The organism is Floridaenema aerugineum BLCC-F46 (assembly GCF_041929345.1).
GTDB classification, from domain to species: Bacteria; Cyanobacteriota; Cyanobacteriia; order Cyanobacteriales; family Aerosakkonemataceae; genus Floridanema; species Floridanema aerugineum.
The window spans coordinates 1-14,590 of record NZ_JBHFNQ010000140.1 but is presented as its reverse complement, the minus strand read 5'-3'; the positions used below and the strand labels follow the sequence as shown (position 1 = coordinate 14,590).

At 38.8% G+C, this 14,590-nt stretch carries 17 protein-coding genes and 1 pseudogene; 13 read left to right on the top strand and 5 right to left on the bottom strand.

The window, feature by feature from the left end:
* Nucleotides 1-266: 266 nt before the first annotated feature.
* From ACE1CC_RS18365 to ACE1CC_RS18325, 9 genes are all read left to right on the top strand, one after another.
* On the top strand, nucleotides 267-3,314 hold the full coding sequence (locus ACE1CC_RS18365) for a PAS domain-containing protein (protein ID WP_413271879.1): 3,048 nt from the start codon (nucleotides 267-269) through the stop codon (nucleotides 3,312-3,314).
* Nucleotides 3,315-3,492: 178 nt separating this feature from the next.
* Nucleotides 3,493-3,708: a DUF2949 domain-containing protein gene (locus ACE1CC_RS18360; RefSeq protein WP_413271878.1), complete on the top strand. Its 216-nt coding sequence runs from the start codon at nucleotides 3,493-3,495 to the stop codon at nucleotides 3,706-3,708.
* 141 nt (nucleotides 3,709-3,849) lie between these two features.
* Nucleotides 3,850-4,086: a hypothetical protein gene (locus ACE1CC_RS18355; RefSeq protein ID WP_413271877.1), complete on the top strand. Its 237-nt coding sequence runs from the start codon at nucleotides 3,850-3,852 to the stop codon at nucleotides 4,084-4,086.
* Between the two features lie 70 nt (nucleotides 4,087-4,156).
* Nucleotides 4,157-4,564 carry an acyl-CoA thioesterase gene (locus ACE1CC_RS18350; RefSeq protein WP_459563876.1) on the top strand — a complete coding sequence of 136 codons (408 nt, stop codon included), beginning with the start codon at nucleotides 4,157-4,159 and terminating at the stop codon, nucleotides 4,562-4,564.
* A 10-nt stretch (nucleotides 4,565-4,574) separates the two neighbouring features.
* The gene (locus ACE1CC_RS18345) at nucleotides 4,575-5,102 is read left to right on the top strand and encodes a GAF domain-containing protein (RefSeq protein WP_413271875.1); all 528 of its coding nucleotides are present in this window, start codon (nucleotides 4,575-4,577) and stop codon (nucleotides 5,100-5,102) included.
* Nucleotides 5,103-5,374: 272 nt separating this feature from the next.
* Nucleotides 5,375-5,587, top strand: coding sequence for a hypothetical protein (locus ACE1CC_RS18340; protein ID WP_413271874.1), 213 nt, complete (start codon nucleotides 5,375-5,377; stop codon nucleotides 5,585-5,587).
* Nucleotides 5,584-5,868 (top strand): type II toxin-antitoxin system RelE/ParE family toxin, encoded by a 285-nt coding sequence (locus ACE1CC_RS18335; RefSeq protein ID WP_413271873.1) that lies wholly within the window; start codon nucleotides 5,584-5,586, stop codon nucleotides 5,866-5,868. The genes ACE1CC_RS18340 and ACE1CC_RS18335 overlap by 4 nt, the downstream gene beginning before the upstream one ends.
* A 219-nt stretch (nucleotides 5,869-6,087) precedes the next feature.
* Nucleotides 6,088-6,354, top strand: a complete 267-nt coding sequence (locus ACE1CC_RS18330; protein ID WP_413271872.1) for a UPF0175 family protein — start codon at nucleotides 6,088-6,090, stop codon at nucleotides 6,352-6,354.
* Complete coding sequence (locus ACE1CC_RS18325; protein ID WP_413271871.1) at nucleotides 6,351-6,821, top strand: DUF3368 domain-containing protein; 471 nt, start codon at nucleotides 6,351-6,353, stop codon at nucleotides 6,819-6,821. Before ACE1CC_RS18330 ends, ACE1CC_RS18325 begins: the two co-directional genes overlap by 4 nt.
* A 148-nt stretch (nucleotides 6,822-6,969) precedes the next feature.
* Here the strand turns inward: ACE1CC_RS18325 and ACE1CC_RS18320 are convergent, their stop codons facing one another.
* Entirely contained in the window at nucleotides 6,970-7,335 is a 366-nt protein-coding gene (locus ACE1CC_RS18320; RefSeq protein ID WP_459563875.1) for a clan AA aspartic protease, read from the bottom strand.
* Nucleotides 7,332-7,604: a hypothetical protein gene (locus tag ACE1CC_RS18315; protein ID WP_413271869.1), complete on the bottom strand. Its 273-nt coding sequence runs from the start codon at nucleotides 7,602-7,604 to the stop codon at nucleotides 7,332-7,334. Before ACE1CC_RS18315 ends, ACE1CC_RS18320 begins: the two co-directional genes overlap by 4 nt.
* Before the next feature lie 44 nt (nucleotides 7,605-7,648).
* Between ACE1CC_RS18315 and ACE1CC_RS18310 the strand changes: the two genes are divergently transcribed.
* Nucleotides 7,649-7,846 carry a hypothetical protein gene (locus tag ACE1CC_RS18310; RefSeq protein WP_413271868.1) on the top strand — a complete coding sequence of 66 codons (198 nt, stop codon included), beginning with the start codon at nucleotides 7,649-7,651 and terminating at the stop codon, nucleotides 7,844-7,846.
* Nucleotides 7,847-7,854: 8 nt separating this feature from the next.
* Here ACE1CC_RS18310 and ACE1CC_RS18305 read toward each other — a convergent pair whose 3' ends face one another.
* Together ACE1CC_RS18305 and ACE1CC_RS18300 are read right to left on the bottom strand one after the other, a co-directional pair.
* Nucleotides 7,855-8,718, bottom strand: a complete 864-nt coding sequence (locus ACE1CC_RS18305) for a hypothetical protein (RefSeq protein ID WP_413271867.1) — start codon at nucleotides 8,716-8,718, stop codon at nucleotides 7,855-7,857.
* A 294-nt stretch (nucleotides 8,719-9,012) separates the two neighbouring features.
* Complete coding sequence (locus ACE1CC_RS18300; protein WP_413271866.1) at nucleotides 9,013-10,137, bottom strand: hypothetical protein; 1,125 nt, start codon at nucleotides 10,135-10,137, stop codon at nucleotides 9,013-9,015.
* Between the two features lie 226 nt (nucleotides 10,138-10,363).
* Here ACE1CC_RS18300 and ACE1CC_RS18295 point away from each other — a divergent pair, with 226 nt between their 5' ends.
* Nucleotides 10,364-11,743, top strand: coding sequence for an NB-ARC domain-containing protein (locus ACE1CC_RS18295; RefSeq protein WP_413271865.1), 1,380 nt, complete (start codon nucleotides 10,364-10,366; stop codon nucleotides 11,741-11,743).
* A gap of 41 nt (nucleotides 11,744-11,784) precedes the next feature.
* Here the strand turns inward: ACE1CC_RS18295 and ACE1CC_RS18290 are convergent, their stop codons facing one another.
* Nucleotides 11,785-14,139 (bottom strand): glycoside hydrolase family 31 protein, encoded by a 2,355-nt coding sequence (locus ACE1CC_RS18290; protein ID WP_413271864.1) that lies wholly within the window; start codon nucleotides 14,137-14,139, stop codon nucleotides 11,785-11,787.
* A 113-nt stretch (nucleotides 14,140-14,252) separates the two neighbouring features.
* On the opposite strand from ACE1CC_RS18290, the pseudogene ACE1CC_RS18285 reads away from it, so the two are divergent.
* Both ACE1CC_RS18285 and ACE1CC_RS18280 read left to right on the top strand, forming a co-directional pair.
* Nucleotides 14,253-14,420 (top strand): annotated as a pseudogene (locus tag ACE1CC_RS18285) (IS607 family transposase); the annotation flags it as partial.
* On the top strand, nucleotides 14,404-14,590 hold a 187-nt coding region (locus ACE1CC_RS18280), incomplete at its 3' end, for a helix-turn-helix domain-containing protein (protein WP_413271863.1). The pseudogene ACE1CC_RS18285 and the gene ACE1CC_RS18280, both read left to right, overlap by 17 nt.

The window sequence follows — 14,590 nt, the reverse complement described above, 5'->3', positions numbered from 1 at the left end:
GGAACAGCTATTGAATTCTGTTAATTTGCAAAAACTATCACAAGAACCTTTAATCAGCTACAACCAACAGTAATCTTAACAATTAAAGTCAAAGGTGCTTTTCTGCTTTTTCGCTGCGCGATCGCGTAAACCCGTAGATTAAGTATACGGGTTTTCCGTGCGATCGCGGATGTTTTACTTAGCCAGTACTGATTTAATTAACATAGCTCAATATATTTTTAGTAAATTTACTACGAATAAAATTTACTTACTAGAGGTTAGTAGTAATGGTTAAGAGCAAAACCGACAGCCTTGAAATAGAGAGTGTATCTACTTTGAAGAAAACTCAAGGACTTTTGGAAACAATTATTGACGATCTGCCTTTTCCGATCTGGGTTAAGGATAATTCGGGATGCTATTTATTAGTTAATTCGGCTGCTGTACAAATTTTTCAAAAATCTAAAGAAGAAATTATCGGGAAAAATAGCTATCAAATATTTCCGGCTGAAGTAGCCACAAAACTGAGGCATAAAGAGCAGCAAACAATTAACGATTATCAGCAGCAAATAATCCGAGAAACTTTTCAGGTAAATGGAAAGGAAAAAAGTTATCTCACTACGATTAAACCTTGGAACGACGAACAAGGAAATATTGTCGGAATAGTGGGAATTTCTCAAGAAGATCCTTTAGCAATTGAAAATAGCACTAATCTCCTGCATACCGTAATCGAATCAATCCCAGAAACATTCTTTGTTAAAGATATTCAAGGGCGATATGTATTAATTAATTCTGTGGGAGTTGCCAATGTTGGCAAAACAGTCAGCGATTTTATCGGCAAAGATGACACAGAGATATTTCCTTTAGAATTTGCTCGCCAACTGCAAGAGAACGATCGCCAGATCATGAATACAGGAGAACCACAAATTCTCGAAGAAACTGTCAATTATGGAAATCATCAGCACGTTTTCTTATCACGCAAAAATGTTTGGCGAGACTCCCAAGGAAACATTATTGGTTTAGTTGGTTTTACTCAGGATATTACTACGCAAAAGCTTCAAGAAGCAGCTTTAAAACAACAAGCCAGAATTTTAGATCAATTATATGATTCGGTAATTACCACCGATCTTAAAGGTATAGTTACTCGGTGGAATAAAGCTGCGGAACGTCTCTATGGTTACAGTGCAACTGAAGCAATAGGTCAGTCAATAACTTTTCTTTATCGACCCGAAGAACAGGAATATTTCGCGACAACAATTATTCCCACTTTACAACAGCAAGGTGTTTATGAGGGAGAGATTAAAGCTTGTCGTAAGGGAGGAGAAATAGTTGATCTTTTCCTCAACATTTCCTGGGAAAACAACGAACAAGGAGAAGTTGTGGGAATGATTGGCTATGCGATCGATATTACTGAACGCAAACTTATAGAAGAAGAACGCTGCCGACAGGAAATAGCACTGCGGAAAAGTGAAGAACTTTCTCGCACTTTAATAGAACATATTCCTAATGGTTCAGTATTTTTGTTCGATCGCGATCGTCACTTTTTAATCGCAGGTGGTTCCGAATTGACAAAAGTTGGACTTTCCCCTGCTGATTTAGAAGGTAAATTTCCTCATGATATCTGGCTTCCCAATGAATATCAACTATTTGATAGATTTTACCAAGCAGCTTTAGCAGGCGAAATGCTCAAAGATGAAATATCTTATTACAATACTGTTTACCTGACACAAGCAGTACCAGTGAAAAACTCTTTAGGAGAAATTTTTGCTGGATTGCTAATTGTACAAAACATTACTGAACGCAAACAAGCCGAATCAGCAATTGAAGAATCAGCAAATCGGCTAGAACTTCTTAATAGAATTGCTGGACAAATTCGGGCTTCTCTAGATTTAGATACTATCTTAGAAACAGTAGTGACTAGTATCCGGGAATTATTTGAAATAGATGCCTGTACATTTGCTTGGTATTTAACCGAGAATTATCTAGCATCAAACGATGAAAGTTTTTTGGGAACTCTGAGCAATTATTACGATAATGGAGAAACTGAAACAGCAGTTTGGCAAACAGTTAAAGAAGCCAGAAATCCCAGTTTACCTAGTTTTATTGGGATTTATCCTGAATCAGCAGTTAAACCACTTTCTCAAAAAGCTTTGCAACAAAAAATAATGATTGTAGATGATGCTGAAGCTGTTAGCGATCTCAGTTTAAAGCAAGTTTTGCAATCATTTAATTGTCTATCTATTTTGACAGTTCCCTTTCAAACTCAAGGGGGTAAATTTGGGATATTAAGCTGTTCTAATCACACAGTAAAAAGAGATTGGAAAGAAAGTGAGATAGAATTAATTTTGGGAATAGCTGATAATTTAGCGATCGCCATATCCCAAGCCGAACTTTACCACAATAGCCAAAACTCTGCCAAAATTGCCTCGGAAAGAGCATTACAATTAGAAAAAGCATTACAAGATTTGCAACGCACCCAAACTCAGTTAATTCAATCAGAAAAAATGTCCTCTCTCGGACAATTAGTAGCCGGAGTCGCACACGAAATTAATAACCCGGTTAGCTTTATTTATGGCAACATTAAACCAGCACAAGAATACATTGCTGATTTACTGCAATTGGTGGAATTATATCAAACAGAATATCCGCAACCCACAGCAAAAATTCAATCTCAAATTGAATTAATTGATTTAGACTTTTTGATGGAAGATGTGCCAAAAATTCTCGATTCCATGAAAGTAGGGGCGGAACGTATTAGAGAAATTGTGCTTTCCCTGCGGAATTTCTCCCGTATGGATGAAGCACAGATCAAAAATGTTTGTATCCATGACGGAATTGATAGTACTTTAAGATTGCTGCAAAATCGTCTCAAAGCTAAACCCGAACATCCAGAAATTTTAGTAGTGAAAAACTATGGACAATTGCCTTTGGTGGAATGTTATGCAGGACAATTAAATCAGGTATTTATGAATTTGCTGACTAATGCGATCGATGCTGTAGAAGAACGGGACAAAAAGCGATCGCTAACTGACATTAAAGCTAACCCTAGTCAAATTGAAATCACTACAAAATTAGTTGATTCTGGGCGAATCGCAATTACTTTTAAAGATAATGGCCCCGGAATGTCGCCAGAAACTCAAGCGCGAATCTTCGATCCCTTCTTTACTACTAAACCAGTGGGCAAAGGTACAGGATTAGGATTAGCAATCAGTTATCAAGTAGTTGTAGAAAAACATTTAGGCAGTTTGTGCTGTCATTCTGTACCAGGTGAAGGGACAAACTTTACTGTGGAAATTCCCATTAAGCAAAAACCTGAAAAACCCCAGCAGGATAAATGACTAATTACACAAACAACTTTGACCGATCCGGAAAAATTTAGGAAAAATTATGTTATCTTTAGCTAGAACAAAACCTTTTTTTCAGAACTAATAGCCTTCCCTAGTTTTTCCCGATCGCTTCCTAAATTGATAACTAACCAAAAAATACTATTCGGCAAAATATACTTAAATAAAGAAAATGGAAGCGATTCGTTTAAGAAAACTAGTTAACTTTTTACAAGAGGAGTTAAAAATTCCCCCTAACTCCCTTTCCCTAGCCCTGCGGCACTCCGAACAATCTACCACATCTTTACCCATGATACTTTGGCAGTATGGGTTAGTCAGTCTCAATCAATTAGAAAAAATCTTTGATTGGTTAGAAACAGCAGCAATTCCTGCGTCTTTGCATCAGTAAATTCTCAATTATTGATATTGCTTTGAGATGGAGATAAAATCTCTTCTCAAAGTAATATAAAATTAGCTAAAAAAACTAAATCTATCTTAGGGAAGATGTATTAAATAGTGATATGCTGCTGAGAGCAGAGTTAGATTCACTATGAAAAAAGTATTTTGGAAAGTAGAAACTTGCCCCAAATGCACCTCTTTTGCGGTAAAAAGCCTAGATGAGTTTTGGGGATGTTTGAATTGTGGCGACTTGTCCGAAGTGGCAATTAACAACTTTTTAGCCGGGAAATGTGCATTTTGTGGCAAACCGATAATTCCCCTTATGGACGCTTGCTTATGCTGCGGCAATCAGCCAAAGTATTTAAGTACAGCTTTAAAAAACTATTAATTCAATTTATTTCAAGCGAGATCCCCGACTTCTCGAAGAAGTCGGGGATCTATGTACCAAACCGATGACTATGCAAAAATTCACCACGCAACTGAGGGTAAGACATTATGAAATGGATGCCCTTGGTCATGTAAATAATGCGGTTTATCAACATTATTTGGAACAAGCTGCGATCGAACATTCCGAACATTTAGGCTTTACAGTCGCCCGTTACCGAGAGTTAGGCGGCGTATTTGTGATGCGGCGAGTCGAAATTGATTATCTGCGTCCTGCTGCTTCCGGCGATATTTTAGAAATTACCACTTGGGTAAAAGAAATACGGGGAACTCGCAGCAAAAGGCATTATGAAATCCGTCTTTTGGGGGAAGAAGATTTAGTCGTAAAAGCTGAAGCTTTATGGGTATGGGTGGATGCGGCAACTATGCGACCTCGACCCATTCCAGAGGAACTATTAACAGCATTTATGCAACAAGAGTAAACGTTTAGTTATGCAGCAAAATTTACCTACTGTGATTGAGGAAATTTTCCGCAAAAACAACAAACCAGATGCAGTGTTTTCGGCTTTGTTACCTGCGTTGGGTGAGGTGTTAAAGTGCGATCGCGTTTTCCTATATTTACGAAATCCTCACACCCAAATTGGTAAAACCGCTTTCTGTTGGCGACGGAGTTCTGATTATCCTGATGCTACTACCTCAGATTGGCAAAAAGAACCTGAATCATTACCAGATGAAGACCCATTATTTGCGGCTGCATTGCATAATAAACCATCGATTTTTGTTGAAGATGTCGAGACAGCAAACCCCGAAGTACTTAACAAAGATTTTGAACAGAAAAATTTTGGGCATCGCGCCTTAATTCACGCTCATTTATGCCACAATAATTTATTGTGGGGAATTTTGCAACCTGCTGTTTTTGGACAACCAAGAACCTGGACTGAATTTGACCATTTGGTGATTGATGAAGTTACTAAAAAAATTACACCGATAGCTATTGATTATGTAAAATCTGAAATTTAGATCCCCGACAACTTCTGCGAAGTCGGGGATCTATTGATAGTGAAATCCGTTTGCGCTGTTCCCGAATCGTTCGTTGCCAACTTTTCGATCGCTTTTCCATTTTAGGCGATCGCTAATCGGAAAAAAGAGAGTGCGATCGCGTAGCGTGCCAAGATTGCGTATCGCGTAGCGTGTTCTCTTGCATATCGCTCTTTTTTGTTAGTACTTAAAACACTGGTGACTAGCTCGCTCTCAGGTAAACTATAATTATGCAGAGTTTCTGGAGTCTGACAATGAAAGCCTATAACTTTGATGCCGTTCTGGAATTGGTGGAAGAAATGTCGGATGAAGAACAGAAGATTCTCATCGATTTGATCGGGCAAAGATTAAAGGAAAAACGGAGAGATGAGATCGCTCTCAATATTGTTAGTGCCCAAGAAGAGTATTTGAATGGACAAGTATTCCGAGGCACAGTAAATGATATAATGGCGGAATTAAAACGATGAGAACTCTTGTTTTAGCATCTTCTTTCAAACGAGCTTTCAAATCGTTAATTCGCCAAAAACCTGAAATGGAGGAAAAAATAGCTGCGCGATTAGAACTATTAGTAAACGATCCATTTGATCCGTCACTTAAGACTCATAAACTGAAAGGTAAGTTATCTGGTGCATGGGCTTGTACTGTAGAGTACGACTGTCGAATAGTATTTAATTTCCAGAAATATTCAGATTCAGATATCGAAGAAATACTTTTAATTGATATTGGTAGCCATGACGAAGTTTATTGAGTTCATCCTTTAAACAAAGAACGTAATATTCTCCTCAATGAGGAGAATATAGAATTACTCTAAATCAATAAGCGATCGCACCAGAGAAAAATAAGAGTGCGTTCGCGTAGCGTGCCGTTAGGCATATCGCTTTTTCATTTTAGGCGATCGCTAATCTGAAAAAAGAGAGTGCGATCGCTTATCATAGAGATCGGATTAAACCTATTAACTCAATAGTCAATGCAGATCACGGTTGAAATTCCTGATGAAATTGCTCAACGTCTAGACCAAAACTGGGGTAGTCTCTCCCGTCGGCTCCTAGAAGTAATTGTTGCTGATGCTTACAACTGTGGCAAAGTCAACACTGCGGAAGTGCGGCAAATACTTAATTTATCATCTCGCCTTGAAACTCACGCCTTTTTGAAGCGAATGGGTGTTTACCTGAACTATGACGAAGCAGAATTAGAACAAGATCTTCAAACTCTTCAGGAGTTTAGAGGAGAATGATTGTAGTTTCTGACACTTCTGGAATTTGTTATTTGTTGCTAATAAACCAGATTGAAATATTACCAGTTTTGTACAACTTTGTCACCATTCCTCAAACTGTGGCTGATGAATTGAGTGCATCATCATCGCCACCTATAGTAATAAACTGGATTACTAACCCTCCCGATTGGCTTCAGATACAAGTGAGCGAAATTGTTCCAACTATTGAACTGGAAAAACTCGATCCGGGCGAACGAGAGGCTATTTTACTTGCAGAACAACTGAAAGCAGATTTGGTGATTTTGGACGACAAAGCAGCAAGACGAATTGCAATGGAACGTGGATTAAGAATTATTGGGCTTCTGGGTATTTTGAAAGACGCTGCTAGATCGGGATTACTGGATTTAGAAACAAGTTTTGCACAGTTGCGAGAGGTTGGTTTTTGGGTTGCACCGAGTTTGCTGGAACAATTGTTGACAGAAGAGTAGTTAAAAACTATAACTTGGGATCGCATTACAAAAAAAGAGCGATCGCACCTGAGAAAAAATCAAGTACAATCGCTTTTTCATTTCAGGCGATCGCTCATCTGAAAAAAGAGAGTGCGATCGCATTTTCAAGTAAGCTATATAATGCCTACTACAACTCGTCAATTGTCACCAAACCGCCTTCAGTAAACTGTACTACAAGTTCATGTTCCTCTAGCAAGGCAGTTCCCAGTAAAGGTCTTCGCCCTGTTGCAAGTACACTAACTTCCCGTTCTTCCCCATTCCAGATCACAACTGCTTCATGGACTGGCAATAAAACTTCACTGTTGTCTGCTAAGTTTGCCGGAAGATCGTAGATGAAAGGAAACCTCAATAATGAAACTGCTTCTGGGGGCAAGCAAAGATGTCCTGTAAATCCTGTATCGATCGCAAATTCAATTGGTATAGTTGAGCCGTTAGAGAGGAGAAATGTCAAAGTTACAGTTGGGTGTCTATCAGTCACGATACCTGAAATCACTTGGAAACGCGCTCCATAACTCCACCGAATGATACAGCTACGTTGTATCCAATGCGAATGCCGAAAAGACGAGCATTTGGATGTTTTTCGCCGAGTTTGCGGGCTGCTTTTAGCCCATTTTCATCTACTTCGTATTCTCCTGATTCAATGTCAATGATTGCCATCTTGCCTATGTTTTCATCCACTTCTACTTGTTGACGGATGCTGTTTTCGTACAGTTGTCTTGCACGTTTTGCCACTTCTTCACGGCTTAAAAGGATTACTTGCATAGTTTCGCGCTTCCCGATCGCTACTCTGATTTCTAGGAACTTCTTTGCTTTATGATATCTTACGGCTAAACTGGGTGGCGATCGCTCATCTGAAAAAAGAGAGTGCGATCGCTGTTTTTATTTTAGGCGATCTCTATCTATCCAATCATAACATTCCCCTGATAGAAATAGATAAGATTGGAGTGAGAAGAGATGTTGGGTTTTTGTGCTTTAAAGTAATATATGAAGAGCAATCGCAATAAGCTCCCTATTATAACTCTTCACGCTTATTTTGCAGTTCCTTAAGTTCAGAGTATAGTGAATACAACTCAGCTATCTCCTTATCATGTTTTCGTTTAAACTCTTCAAAATTTTCCTGCAAAGCCCGTAGCTTTGTTTCATAATCATCTGACTTATGGCTAAAAACATTAGGGATTTTCCCCATCTCCCCTGCCAAAAAAGAACTGATAGAATCTAAAAGATTGCTGCCTTCAAGAGGTTGCAGTGGTTCATCAGATTGTTTAGAGTAAATTTTCAAACTATCAATATTAGGTAGGGCAATGTTGAAAAACCTACTTTCTAGGATACTTTTTTCGGGAATTGAATTGATTAAAATTGATTCTGGTTTAGGATTTCCAGGAAGTTGACCAATCCAAATACTTTGAGGCTTTTTACAGATAGCTGCCGCTGTCCACAACTGTTGTATATATGCTTCTGTATTCGGCTGTAGTGCAAGCTTTCTAGGGTCTGTATTCAAAATAGGTAAGGTGTCAATTTTGGGATGTGGATCGAGCAACCATTCTAGCGATTCTTCAGCAGTATATGACACAAGTGTTGGAGGGCTTTTACTTTCTTCTAGCCATTTTGGATAAATATACTGACAGAGGGGTTTGAAGATGTCTAGGTCAAAACTGATTGGCGGTAGTTCTGAAATATCTGAGGTTCTCTTAATGACATATCCTAAGAATGTAAATGCAATCAGGCGAGCATTCCCAGTCTGATAGTCCATTAAATCTTTCGCCTTCTCAGCTTCTTGACTTAAATACTTTTCTGCCAAATCTTTCCTTTCATTCTCAGTTAGGAGTTTTCTTAAATTACATAACACCCCAAAAACATAGTGCTGGTGATCGCTCAAAAATACACGCTGTAGCAATTCTACAGGTGGGCTAAGAGACTGCACTGCGATCGCTGTCTTAACTTCTTTTATATGAGATATTACCCACTTTGTTTTCTCCTCAGTAAAGTCATCAGGAACCGCAATAATTCGGTAATCAAACTTGTAAGTTCTTGTATAGATGAAAGCAGACCAGCCTATCTTTAGAGACATAGTGTTACAATGAAGTTAATTAACAAACGAAACGCAAAGTAAAATGTACAGGAAGAGTTTTTTATGATGCCTCACCAGCATTTTTAAGAAAATGTAAAAATTTTATAGTTTAGCCCATTTTAGTAGGCTGGTAATTCGCTGATTACCAGCATATATTGGTACACTAGCAAGCTCTAGATCGAGTTGCTGAATTCGGTTCTTAATCTCTGTTTCCTCTACGTTAGTGTCTATTATTTTTGATAAAAACCCCCAGTTTCCTTTTGGTTTTGCCAGTCCATTTGCGTGTTTGATGAGTTTGCACAACACACCAAACGTAACAGGAAGGTGTACCTCTATAGGATCGATTTCCCCTGAGTCTGGTTTCTCAGCAAGTTCTTTCCCTAAAGATACTCCAATAATACCTGTCAACCAAGGTGAACCAGGTACAAATAGTGTTTTAAAGAATTTTTTGATGACTTCAACTGCATTTTCTTTAATAGAACCATTAAAGTTATCTAGTAAGTCAGCCTTTGTTACTACAATTGCCACTGGAAAAGGGTTTTCAGGAGTTGAATTTTTTTTCGCTGCAACTTCTGTCATTAAAGCATTCATTACCCCAACCCTTGCCTTTAAAGCGGCTCCTGGAGTAAACCCTTTGGCTAGATATTCAGCAGAAAGACATAAGAACAGACAATCTGAAGTACAAAGTTCTTCAACAAGCGATTTGCGCTCCTCATTATCCTCATCATCATCCAGAGCGCCACCACGATAATCCACCCAGTTAAACTTGGCAAAAGTTTTGTTAGCATAGTTGAAGTTGAAGGAGTAGCCAACTGTCACATCTGTACCAGCAGGCCAGCGTTCTGACCCTTCTCCCTCACACATTTTCATCCACTGTTCTTCGATTGTCCTAGCTTGATTATGCTTCACAGAAGTGATTGTAAAACCGGAATCAGTACCAACAGTTTGCATATAAACCTGCATTCCAATCATGTAGCAGGTTTTCCCTGTTCCTGAAGTTCCCAGCATCATAATTTTGGTGTCTAATGGCATTCTGATAATCTCCTCTATCTCGGTTTTCATCCTTTCTACATCTTCAATAAATGACTGTTTCCCTGATTTCCAAGCTTGTATTAACCGCTCTTTGATTTCTGAAGACAGTGGAATATTTTCTAATTCTTCAAGAAATTCCTGCTTTACCGATCTCCAAGCTTGTACTAACCGCTGTATGATTTCTGAACGCAGCATTTTAGTTGGGACAAACGTCCTCAAGGGAATAAACTTGAGTTTTATCCAGACTAGCAATTAATTTTTCCTTTTCAGCTTGCTAAAAATCTGGTAATTATCGGGACTTTTCCAATTGATGATCTGCTCGAAAATTGGAAAAGATTGGGAAATATTGGGAAATGTGGAGAAACATTGGATACAATACCACCAACCCACATATCTACCCGACTGTATGAACCTTGAGGAAATGCTAAAACTTGCAGACGAACTCGTATTTGCTAGAACAGGTAAGCATCTTAATGATTTGCAAAAAACGATTCTGCGAGGGACGTGGGAAAATGAGGAATACAAAGAAATTGCTCAAAAGGTTAAACTTTCCGAGGATCGTGTTAGAGAGGTAGGAATGGAATTATGGCAAATACTTTCACAAGAGTTGGGCGAAAAAGTTAAGAAATCAAATATTCGAGCATCAATGGAGAGATTGCAAGTCTCCATAGTTTCACATTTGGAACAGCATCACAATCAAATCGGTAGTTTCAACATTTCTGGAGAAAGTAAACACCCGCCAAATATACCAAACTCACAGGCAGATAATGAGGAAACAGCTAACTCGAAACCAACTAAAACCTCGCATCAAGATTTAAGTGAAATGCCGGAGTTAGGTGCTTTTTACGATCGCACCCCCCAACTAGAAACCCTAAAAACATTAATCTTAGAACAAGGCTGTCGCTTAATAGCATTAACAGGTATCAGCGGTATCGGCAAAACCACATTAGCAGCGCAACTCGTACAACAAATAAAAGATGAATTTGACTATGTTATTTGGTGCAATTTTGAAACTTCTCCCACTTTAGCTGAATTTCAAGATAAATTAATCCAGTTTTTCTCGCAGTCGGAAAAGCTAGATACACCTGAAACTAACCAAAAAGCTTTACCGTTAATTAAGTATTTACAAAAATATCGCTGTTTAGTAGTTTTGGATGACATTCACAACCTTTTCAGTAGCGGTGAATTAGCCGGAAAGTATAAACTAGGATATGAAGAATATCGCTGTTTATTTAAGAACATAGAAACATTATCTCATCAAAGTTGCTTTTTGTTAATTGGTTGGGAACAACCCAGAGAAGTGACTCAAGTTAAAAACCAAAATCCTGCTATTTGTACTTTACAACTTACTGGTTTAGATATTGAACCTGCACGGGAATTACTCAGACATTACGGATTAGGAGAAATTGAGAATTACTCAGCAATTATTCATCGCTACCAAGGCAACCCATTCTGGTTAAAAAGTGTGGGGAATCTGTTTCAAGAGTTGGGAGAAGGTGTGACTGAGATATTACAAGATGAGACTATTTTATTACCGGAAGATTTGCAAGATAGTTTACAACAAACGATTAGTCGCTTATCAGATTGGGAAAAAGAAGTTCTTTCTTTGATGGCGAGAGAAGGTGACGGAATTAAATTGGTAAAATTAATAGAAAATACCAAAATTCCCCCGTCAGATTTAGTGAATGTCGTGCAATCTTTATGGCGGCGCTGTTTGATAGAACAACAGGGAAATTGTTACATTTTGCCAGAGGTATGGAGGCAATATATTAAAGGTTTATGTAGGGACACGGCATCATAGATATTTTGGACAAACAGATGAAAATTAATTATGCCGTGTTCCTACTGGAACGTTAATTTTCTGGCATTTCCATCATCTTGAAAACGTTGTTCGCCAATACCAACAACCTCTACAATTACTTCTCGATTTGGTGGTTTCCATTCTCCTTGGCGTGCGGCAATTTCTACAATTATTTGTTGTTCTTGATGGTAAACTTTGTAATTTGTCGTGGCATAAATGCCATTTTCGTAATCGAAACTTTCGCCGTCGTCTTCATAGAAAGTTAACTCGCCACTTGCACCTGGGTAAATTCGCAAAGTTAAAGGATCAACGGGTATTTCCCCCACATATTGCATCACAGGAGACATGGGAATTATTGCACCTGCACGGACGAAAAGCGGCATTTTTTCTAATGGTGCATCTGCTAAAATATGGGTTGCACCTTCATACTTTTCACCCGTCCACCAATCATACCAAATTCCTGCGGGTAAATACACTGCCCGACATTCCACCCCCGGACGATAAATTGGTGCAGCTAAGATATTTGAACCGAGTAATACTTGATCGTAAAGATGATAAGTTTTCTGGTCATTTGGATAATGATAAACTAGCGGTCTTAAAATTGGTGCGCCTGTGGTTGCTGCTTCCCAAAAAAGTGTGTAAATGTAAGGGATTAGCTGATAGCGTAACTCGATATATTCTCGACAAATCTTTTCTACTTTTTCCCCAAAAACCCAAGGTTCATGTCTTGCTGTAGTTAACGCCGAATGTCCGCGCATTAATGGGTAAAGTATGCCTACTTGCATCCAACGGGCGAACATTTCCGCTGTGGCATTGCCAGCAAAACCGCCAATATCACAACCAACAAATGCAACTCCTGATAATCCCATGTTACACAGCATTGGCAGGGACATTTCTAAATGTTCCCACAAAGATTGATTGTCGCCCATCCAAACTGATGACCATTTTTGAATGCCTGCAAAACCCGATCGCGTCAACACAAAAGAACGTTTTTCCCGATGTTTTTTCAACCCTTGAAAACAAGCTTTTGACATCGATAAACCATATAAATTATGTGCTTCGGCGTGGGTTGTGCGTTCATCTTTTGGCCCTTGGGGGGCATCTAAAGGAAACCAAATTTTATTACCTGGATCTCCGAAAGGTCGATCGTCTAAAGCAGGTTCATTCATATCATTCCAAATTCCCGCAACTCCAATATCTGTGAGAGATTTTTGTAAGTCTCCCCACCAATTTTGTACATGAGGATTGAGGAAATCAGGAAATACTGCTTTATCGGGCCAAACATAACCATGAAACAATTTTCCATCAGCTTTTCTGACAAAGCAATCTTGTTCAATTCCTTGGTCAAAAACATGATAATCTGCTTCTGGTTCGTACTTGACTCCTGGATCGATAATTGTGACAGTTTTAAAACCATTATTTGTTAAATCTTGAATTAATTTTTCTGGTTCCGGGAAACGTTTGGGACTCCAAGTAAACACCCGATAACCGTGCATATAATCAATGTCTAAATGGATAACATCGCAGGGAATTTTGCGCGATCGAAATTCTTCTGCTAACTCCCTAACTACGGTTTCTGACTCATAACTCCAGCGACATTGATGATATCCCAAAGACCACTTTGGCGGCATGGGCATTCTTCCAGTTAGTTCGGTATAAGTGCGAAGAATTTCGGGAATTTCCGGGCCATAAATAATGTAATAATCTAACTCTGGGGCGTGAGTTCCCATTTGCAAAATTCCCGGTTGTTCGGCACCAATATTAAATTGACTCCAATAAGTAGTGTTAAAGAAAATCCCATAAGCAAATCCTGTTTCCTGTTCATCGGGGCGCAAAGCAATAAAAAAGGGAATTGCTTGATACATTTCATCGGTAAGAACGCCGTAATCTAAAGCATCAACCGTCCAATTAGTTTTGATTTCACTTAATTTATTGAGTAAACCTGTGCGTTCCCCAAAACCATAAAAATTTTCGTTAGGTTCGATTTTTTTCCAAGCTGCAACACTACCCATACGCCAACCCATATTTAACTGTGCATCATGGGCGAAGGGACGGTTATATTTATCAAAACAAGCGATCGCACAAGGTTGACGTTGAATGTAAACTCGAATTTGGTCGGTTTCAATCTCGATTTTTTCTGGTGTTTCGCGGATTTCAAATTTTACCTGTAACCATTTTGGATCGTCCTTAGTAATGGCCCAAGAACGACGGGGAAAAATGTCACCCATGGGTGACATTTTTACTCGGACAAGGTTAGGTGCTAGGATAGCGATCGCCACAGTTGCCCCAACACACTCACATAAAACGCCACGTTCATCGCGTTTAACAGTTTGTACCGCCCCAATAGATGACCAAGCTTGTTCATTTACGGGTAATTGTCCGAAGTATTGTGGCATAACTTAAATTTTTAGCAGCTTTAAGCATCTAACAACCAACTAGGGAATGCGATCACCTATCGCGAGGTAGGTTTAAGTATTTTGGACTGATGTTCTAGAATTATAGGGAGCTATTACAAAAATTGATAATTAATCGAACAGAAGATGCAAGTTATGAAGAAGATTTGGCTAAAGATGTCCTAGAAATTATTACTGTATTCTCTGCCAGATTGTACGGCAGTCGCAGTCATAAAAACAAAAAAGTCGTAGAGGAGTTAAGAGAAATTGCTCAAAAGCTTTAAGACAAGACTAAACCTAAACAACAAACAACGAACTTTGGCGGCTTCACACGCTGGAGTTTCTCGTCACGCCTGGAATTGGGGGTTAGATATTTGTCTAAAAGCAATGGATGCTGGCATGAAATTACCAACAGCTATCGACTTGCATAAGCGATTGGTAGCAGAAGTGAAAT

Excerpts from the sequence above, each read along its gene's own strand:
- ACE1CC_RS18295 (WP_413271865.1), top strand. The coding sequence starts at position 10,364 with ATGCTAAAACTTGCAGACGAACTCGTATTTGCTAGAACAGGTAAGCAT.
- ACE1CC_RS18345 (WP_413271875.1), top strand. The coding sequence starts at position 4,575 with ATGCAGCAAAATTTACCTACTGTGATTGAGGAAATTTTCCGCAAAAAC.
- ACE1CC_RS18355 (WP_413271877.1), top strand. The coding sequence starts at position 3,850 with ATGAAAAAAGTATTTTGGAAAGTAGAAACTTGCCCCAAATGCACCTCT.
- ACE1CC_RS18360 (WP_413271878.1), top strand. The coding sequence starts at position 3,493 with ATGGAAGCGATTCGTTTAAGAAAACTAGTTAACTTTTTACAAGAGGAG.
- ACE1CC_RS18315 (WP_413271869.1), bottom strand. The coding sequence starts at position 7,604 with ATGCAAGTAATCCTTTTAAGCCGTGAAGAAGTGGCAAAACGTGCAAGA.
- ACE1CC_RS18330 (WP_413271872.1), top strand. The coding sequence starts at position 6,088 with ATGCAGATCACGGTTGAAATTCCTGATGAAATTGCTCAACGTCTAGAC.
- ACE1CC_RS18325 (WP_413271871.1), top strand. The coding sequence starts at position 6,351 with ATGATTGTAGTTTCTGACACTTCTGGAATTTGTTATTTGTTGCTAATA.
- ACE1CC_RS18300 (WP_413271866.1), bottom strand. The coding sequence starts at position 10,137 with ATGCTGCGTTCAGAAATCATACAGCGGTTAGTACAAGCTTGGAGATCG.
- ACE1CC_RS18340 (WP_413271874.1), top strand. The coding sequence starts at position 5,375 with ATGAAAGCCTATAACTTTGATGCCGTTCTGGAATTGGTGGAAGAAATG.
- ACE1CC_RS18335 (WP_413271873.1), top strand. The coding sequence starts at position 5,584 with ATGAGAACTCTTGTTTTAGCATCTTCTTTCAAACGAGCTTTCAAATCG.
- ACE1CC_RS18350 (WP_459563876.1), top strand. The coding sequence starts at position 4,157 with ATGCAAAAATTCACCACGCAACTGAGGGTAAGACATTATGAAATGGAT.
- ACE1CC_RS18365 (WP_413271879.1), top strand. The coding sequence starts at position 267 with ATGGTTAAGAGCAAAACCGACAGCCTTGAAATAGAGAGTGTATCTACT.
- ACE1CC_RS18290 (WP_413271864.1), bottom strand. The coding sequence starts at position 14,139 with ATGCCACAATACTTCGGACAATTACCCGTAAATGAACAAGCTTGGTCA.